Annotated in this window: 4 protein-coding genes; 3 read left to right on the plus strand and 1 reads right to left on the minus strand. The window is 63.5% G+C overall.

The genetic code is table 11. The features are described 5' to 3' along the window. Positions 1-353, minus strand: a 353-nt coding sequence (locus tag ACE3OH_RS17690) for a GDSL-type esterase/lipase family protein (RefSeq protein ID WP_374356163.1), incomplete at its 3' end; no start/stop codon positions are given. A 119-nt stretch (positions 354-472) separates the two neighbouring features. On the opposite strand from ACE3OH_RS17690, the gene smc reads away from it, so the two are divergent. The 3 genes from smc (at position 473) to ACE3OH_RS17705 (ending at position 6,177) form a co-directional block, all read left to right on the plus strand. Further along, a complete protein-coding gene (smc, locus tag ACE3OH_RS17695) occupies positions 473-4,015 on the plus strand; it encodes a chromosome segregation protein SMC (protein WP_374356166.1) in 3,543 nt (1,180 codons plus the stop codon). Positions 4,016-4,104: 89 nt separating this feature from the next. Then, on the plus strand, positions 4,105-4,779 hold the full coding sequence (locus tag ACE3OH_RS17700; RefSeq protein WP_374356170.1) for an FkbM family methyltransferase: 675 nt from the start codon (positions 4,105-4,107) through the stop codon (positions 4,777-4,779). Positions 4,780-5,052: 273 nt separating this feature from the next. Further along, the gene (locus tag ACE3OH_RS17705; RefSeq protein WP_374356173.1) at positions 5,053-6,177 is read left to right on the plus strand and encodes a PleD family two-component system response regulator; all 1,125 of its coding nucleotides are present in this window, start codon (positions 5,053-5,055) and stop codon (positions 6,175-6,177) included. The last annotated feature ends 343 nt before the right edge of the window (positions 6,178-6,520 follow it).

Here is a 6,520-nt window from a genome sequence, read left to right on the forward strand (position 1 = left end):
AGATTGGCAACGGTCTCCGACTCGCCCTGGTGCTGCAGAAAGTCATTGCCACCCAGGCACAGGATGATCAGTGCCGGGCGGTGTTCCTGCAGGGTCGCCTGAAAGCGCACCAGACCATCGGCGGTGGTTTCGCCGGGGATGCCAGCATTGACCACCGGCCGGCCGATCAGGCTGGCCAGCACCGCCGGATAGCTTTCCTGCGGCGCGGCGCCAGTGCCGAAGGTCAGGCTGTCGCCAAAAGCCAATACGGTGGCGCCAGCCGGCAGCGGTGGCAGTTCGTGGCTGCGCCGGCCACAGGCGGCCAAGCTGGTCAGCAGGAAGAAAACCAGCACAAGCTGGATCAGGCGCTTCATGGCAGGCTCGGATAATGTGGCATGGTCCGGATTGACCATGCCTGGTAACAAAGTCCAATCATAGCCGCAGCGCCGGCTTCGTTTACAATCCGCAGCCCCATCCTCCTGCATTGGCTGCTGTGCGCCTTACCCACGTCAAACTTGCCGGTTTCAAGAGCTTTTGCGACCCGACCGCGATTCCGGTGCCGGGGCAACTGGTGGCGGTGTGCGGGCCCAATGGCTGCGGCAAATCCAATGTAATCGATGCGGTACGCTGGGTGCTGGGTGAATCGTCGGCGCGCCAGCTGCGTGGCGAATCGATGCAGGATGTGATTTTCAACGGCTCCAATAGCCGCAAGCCGGTCAGCCGCGCTTCGGTGGAGCTGGTATTCGACAATGCCGAAGGCCGGGCCGCCGGCGCCTGGAGCCAGTATGGCGAAATCAGCATCAAGCGCATGCTGACCCGTCAGGGCGAGTCGTCCTACTACATCAACAATCTGCAGTGCCGCCGCCGCGATATTGCCGACCTGTTCATGGGCACCGGCGTCGGTACCAAGGGCTATGCGGTGATCGAGCAGGGCATGATCAGCCGCATCATCGAAGCGCGGCCGGAGGAATTGCGCGCTTTTCTGGAAGAAGCGGCCGGCGTATCCAAGTACAAGGAGCGCCGCAAGGAAACGGAAAGTCGCATTGCCGATACCCGCGAGAATCTGGCGCGGGTGGACGATATCCGCCAGGAGTTGACGGCGCAGCTGGAAAAGCTGGAAAGCCAGGCCGGTGTGGCGGCGCGCTTCAATGAATTGAAGGCGCAGATTACAGAAAAGCAGAATCTGCTGGCCCTGCAGCGCAAGCTCGATGCCGAACGCGAGGCGGCCACTGCCCGCGCCGATATCGCCGCCGCCAGCACCGCGCTGGAATCGCAAACTGCCCGCCTGCGCGAGATCGAAGCGAATATCGAGCTATTGCGCGAGGCGCATTACGACGCCACCGACCAGGTAGACGCGGCACAAACCGTGCTGGCCGATGCCAGCGCCACCGTGGCAAGGCTGGAGCAGAAGCTGCTGCATTTGCGCGAGACCCGGCAGCGGCTTACCCAGCAGCAAGGCCAGGCGCGGCAACGGCTGGATGAGCTGGGGCGCCAGCAACAACAGCTGACGCAAGAGCGCGAGCAGTGGCAGTTCAAGCTGGATGAAGCGGTGCTGGCACAGGAAGACATCCAGCTCACCCTGGTGGCGGAACAAACCGATCTGCCAACGTTGGAGGAGGCTTATCGCCGGGTGGATGGCGAGCTTTCCGAGGCACAGCTGACGTTCTCGCATGCCCGCCAGGGCCGGCAGCTGGCCGAGCAACAATTGCAGCATCTGGCGCGCAGCCTGCAAGCCCTGCAGCAGCGGCGCGAGCGACTGGATGGCGAGCTGAGAAATCTGCCGGTGCCTGATGCCGAGCTGCTGGCCGAGAAGCAGTTCGAGCTGGAAGAGCTGAGTCTGGCTCAGGAAGAAGCACAGCAGCGTCTGCATGCCCTGGAAACCGGCCTGCATGAGGCCGAGACGACACGCAATGATCGGCGCCGCCAGCTCGAGCAGTTGCGCGCCGAACGTGCCGAGACCACCGCGCGCCATGAGGCGCTGGGCAAATTGCAGGCACAGGCGGCCAAGGATAAATCGCTGGATGGCTGGTTGCTCGAACAAGGCCTGGCTGATGCGCCCAGGTTGTTTCGCCAGCTCAGCATTGCCAGTGGCTGGGAAAACGCGGTGGAAGCGCTGCTGCGCGAGCGGATGAACGCGGTGATCGGCAAGCTGGCCGAGCCCGCTCGCATGGCGCCGGCCCGCCAGACCGTGCTTGACCCGGCCGCCAGCCTCGCCGCTGCTGCCGGGCGTATCGACGATGATGCGAGCCTGGCCTGGCAGGCGCGCTTGCGTGCCAGCGGCGGCAGGCCCCTGGCCGAGCGGGTGAGCAGCGAGCATAGCGCCGTGCAGGCGGCCCTGGCCGACTGGCTGGCCGGTGTGTGGTGTGTCGAGCACGACCAGGATTTACCCACCATGCAGGCCGGCATGCCGGCAGAAGTATTGTTACTGGCGCGATCAGGCCATGCGGCCAGCCGCCACGCCCTCTATTTTCATGCGCCCGATGGCGCACTGGGCGGCGTGCTGCAACGCGAGCGGGAGCTGGGCGAATTGGCCGAGCGTCTGGCGGAACTCGGCCCGATGCTGGATGAAGCCAGCACCGCCCTGCACGCCGCCGAGCAGCACCAGGGCGAATTGCATGCCGAGCTCAAGCATGCGCGCACCCGTCTGGAGGCCTTGCGCCATCAGCGTGGCGAGCGCCATGTGGAGGTGGCAAGGTTGAGCCAGCAGCTGGAGCAGGCACAGAGCCGTCGCGATGCGCTGGCGCAGGAGCTTGACGCCTTACAGGCTGAAGCGGCCGAGCTGGCGCTGGAGCGCGAGGAAGTACAGGCCGATATGGAGGCGGCCAGTGCCGATCTGCCGGCGCTGGAGCGCGCAGTGGAGGCGGTGAAGCTGGCACGGGTGGAGGCCGGCACGGCGCTGGATGTGCATCGCAGCCGCCTGCGCCAGACCGAGCGCATCGCCCAGGAAGCGGCGTTTGCCCGTCAGTCCGCCGAAGCGCGGCTTGGTGAATTGAACCGGCGCGGCGACGACCTCGCCCGACAGGTAGAGGAAGCCAGCCTGCGACTGGAAGAGGCCAGCTTCGATCTGGAAGGCATAGACGAAGGCGAGTTCGATATCGGCTTTCAGCAGGCGATCGACACCCGGGCGGAAAAGGAGCGGCTGCTGGCGGCGGCGCGCGATGGCGCCAACCAGGCGGCCAATCGTTTGCGCGAGACGGAGCTGGAAAAGCAGCAGGTCGAATCGGGTTTTGATCCGCTGCGCGACAAGGTTGGCGAATTGCGCCTGAAAGAGCAGGAGGCGCGGCTGGCGCTGGAGCGCTTTACCCAGGAGCTTGAAGAGGCGCAGGCCGATGTGGCGGCCTTGCTGCCGCTGATCGGCAATGGCCTGAAAGTATCCAGCCTGGTCAGCGAAATCGGCCGGCTCACCCAGGCGATTAGCGGCCTTGGCAATGTCAATCTGGCAGCGCTGGAAGAATTGAATGCGGCGCGCGAGCGGCAGAGCTATCTCGATGCCCAGGCCAATGATCTGGTGGAGGCAATGGACACGCTGGAATCGGCCATCCGCAAGATCGACCGCGAAACCCGCACCCTGTTGCAAGATACCTTCAATGCGGTCAATGCCAGCCTGCAGGAGTTGTTTCCCACCCTGTTCGGTGGCGGCCATGCCGAGCTGATTCTCACCGGGGACGAGATTCTCGATGCCGGCATCCAGATCATGGCGCAGCCGCCCGGCAAGAAGAACGCCACCATCCACCTGCTGTCCGGCGGCGAAAAGGCGCTGACTGCGCTGAGCCTGGTGTTTTCGCTATTCCGGCTTAACCCGGCGCCGTTCTGCCTGCTCGACGAAGTGGACGCGCCACTGGATGACGCCAATACCGCTCGCTTTTGCGAAATGGTCAAACGCATGGCCGAACGCACCCAGTTCCTCTATATCAGCCACAACAAGCTGACCATGGAAATGGCTGACCAGCTGATCGGCATTACCATGCAGGAGCAGGGGGTGAGCCGGGTGGTGGCGGTGGATATCGAGCAGGCGCTGGAAATGGCGACGCCATAGCGTCGTGCAGCGCGGGCATTGCATCGCCGGTGTGTACCGGCGGGCAGTGTTCATTCCTTGGCAAACAGCAGAATCGGATAGGCAGGGTCATGAAGGCGCAACATCGCTGGTATCTCGATGAAATCAATCTGCGCGGCCAGATCGTGGCCGATGTCGGTGCCAATATCGGTGAGCTGTCGCAATTGTTCTGGGATGCGGGGCGGGGCAGCAACCAGGTGATATCGATTGAACCGCTGGCTGACAATGTGCGGCGGATTCGGCAGCGGATCGCCAAGGCACAGGCGAAAAACTGGAAAGTGATTGCCGAGGCAGTATCCACCGCTACGGGTGAAGTAAACCTGGCCGTTGCACGCAGCCGGCGCTATGGACTGAACAGCATGGTGAGCGATCAGGCCGGCTCGGCCGATATGCCCTTGCTGCAGGTTCCTTGCCGCGCGCTTCCCGATATGGTCCCGCATGCTACGGTGGTGAAGCTCGATATCGAAGGCCATGAGTATCCGGTGCTGGAGCAGTGCCTTGGCCTGATGGCCGATGTGCACAGCTGGGCGGTGGAGCTGCATGCCGTTGCCAATCGACCTTTGCAAAGCGTGCTGGGTCTGTTCCTCGGTCATGGCTATACCATGGTGACGCCCACGCGCGATGCCGGCGGGCGCTGGCGTTCTGTGCCGGTTTCACCGCTGTGGGATTGGCAACAGATACCCGCCGGCACCAATGAGGCAGGGCAGCCATTTCGCATGCTGCATTTGATCGCCCGACGCGCTTGAACGACCGGAACACCTTGCTGCGCCGCATTGCGACGCTCAGTCATCGACCAAAATCGCCGCGCAGAAGCATGCTGCCAAGCAGCGGCACGCCATTCAAGCGGCTGACCGCTTGAGCACTGTCATCGGCAGGCCTGCTTGCCTGCTGGCAGTTCGCTGCCTATTCTCACCCGGGTGAGCATGCGCTGGGAGTTTGCTGCGCCCGGCATCGCCATGCATCACCCGGTCCGGCCTCACTGCCGGCGAAGAACATCCACAACGCCCGAGGGGGATTACATGGCTTCCGCAAAGATCTTGGTGGTCGATGATGATGCCATCCAGCTGCGGCGCCTGACCGGACTGCTTGGCCCGCATTACCAGGTTGAAACCAGCGATCGCGCAGCCCAGCTTGTCGATCTGGTGCGACGCATACAGCCCGACCTGATCGTGCTGGATATCGAACTGCCCGATGGCAATGGCATCGATCTGTGCCGTGAATTGAAGGCGCTGAGCGATTTGCAGGCGATTCCGGTGGTATTTCACAGCGGCCACGATACCCTCGCCAACCGCATCGAGGCGTATGAGGCGGGCGGTAGTGATTTCTTTCTCAAGTCCATGCTGGCCGATGAGTTTCTCGCCAAGGTGGCCGTGGTGCTGGAGTGGGTTACGCGCAACAAGCGGCTCGAACACGAGCGCGCTGCCCTGCATCGCACCGCCCAGGCGCATAGCGTCAATCTGGGGGAGCTGAGTGTAGCGCTGGAAGCGCTGCGCGAAGCCGGTACCGCTACCGACCTGCTGTCGCTGGCGCAACTAGGCGTGGATGCCTTGGGTGACTGGGGCATCGATGCCAATGCCCAGGTGCGCGCCGGCAAGGATGCCATCACCCTTGGCCGCAAAGGCCATGCCACCCCGCTGGAAGTGTCGATCCTGCACAATCTGCGCTTGGTCGGGCCGAAGTTCCAGCTCGGTTCGCGCATGGTGCTCAATTTCAGCCATGCCTCCATCCTGTTGCGCAATCTGCCGGTAGATAACCAGGTGCAGGCTCAGCGTGTTGCCGACAAGGCCTCGGTGATCGGCGAGGCCTTGTCATCGCGGGCGGCGGCAATTGAAACCGACCAGTTGCTGCAACAGCGCCAGCAAGCCCTTTTCGGTTTGGGCGAACAGGTGGATGCTGCGGCACGGGCTCTGGACAAGCTGGATCAGGCCTGGCAGGTGCGCAAGTTGACCTTGAGCGAGGTGCTGACCGGCCTGCAGGATGATCTGGAGCGTCATTTTCTGGCGCTGTCGATGAGCAAGAAGGAAGAAGCGGCTTGCCTCGCCATTGTTCACCAGCGGGTTGCACAGATCAGTGCCTTGTTCGAGCAGTCACCCGCTGCCGAGCCGGCCCTGCAAAGGCTGCGTGAAAAGGGCGGGCGGCGGTAATTTTTCCGCTGCTGGCTGGCGCCATCTGCCGGCGAAGACTGCCTGGATGCCTTGCCTTGCTGCCGGGGGAGCGCGGTCAAGTCCTTGATCTTGCATGGCGGTGCCTTGCGCCAGCTGTTTTTCTGCCACGGGCATGCCTGATTCCGGGCTCGACGCGCATAAGGTCTGGCCGCGCCGCCCCCTAGTCGTAAGCCGCGCCATCGGCTAAGCTCCCGCGTCGTCGGGCGCCCGACAAGAGGCGCGGAGAGACTGGCATGACCGAATTTCACTGGATTACCCGTGGCCGTGCAGGCGCCGGTATCGGTGGCGTGTGGGGCGTCAATCTGTGGCAGGAGTGGCGCTT

This window comes from Chitinimonas sp. (assembly GCF_041904975.1).
Taxonomy (GTDB): Bacteria; Pseudomonadota; Gammaproteobacteria; order Burkholderiales; family Chitinimonadaceae; genus Chitinimonas.

Coding starts and splice junctions, on each gene's coding strand:
- ACE3OH_RS17700 (WP_374356170.1), top strand. CDS start 4,105: ATGAAGGCGCAACATCGCTGGTATCTCGATGAAATCAATCTGCGCGGC.
- ACE3OH_RS17705 (WP_374356173.1), top strand. CDS start 5,053: ATGGCTTCCGCAAAGATCTTGGTGGTCGATGATGATGCCATCCAGCTG.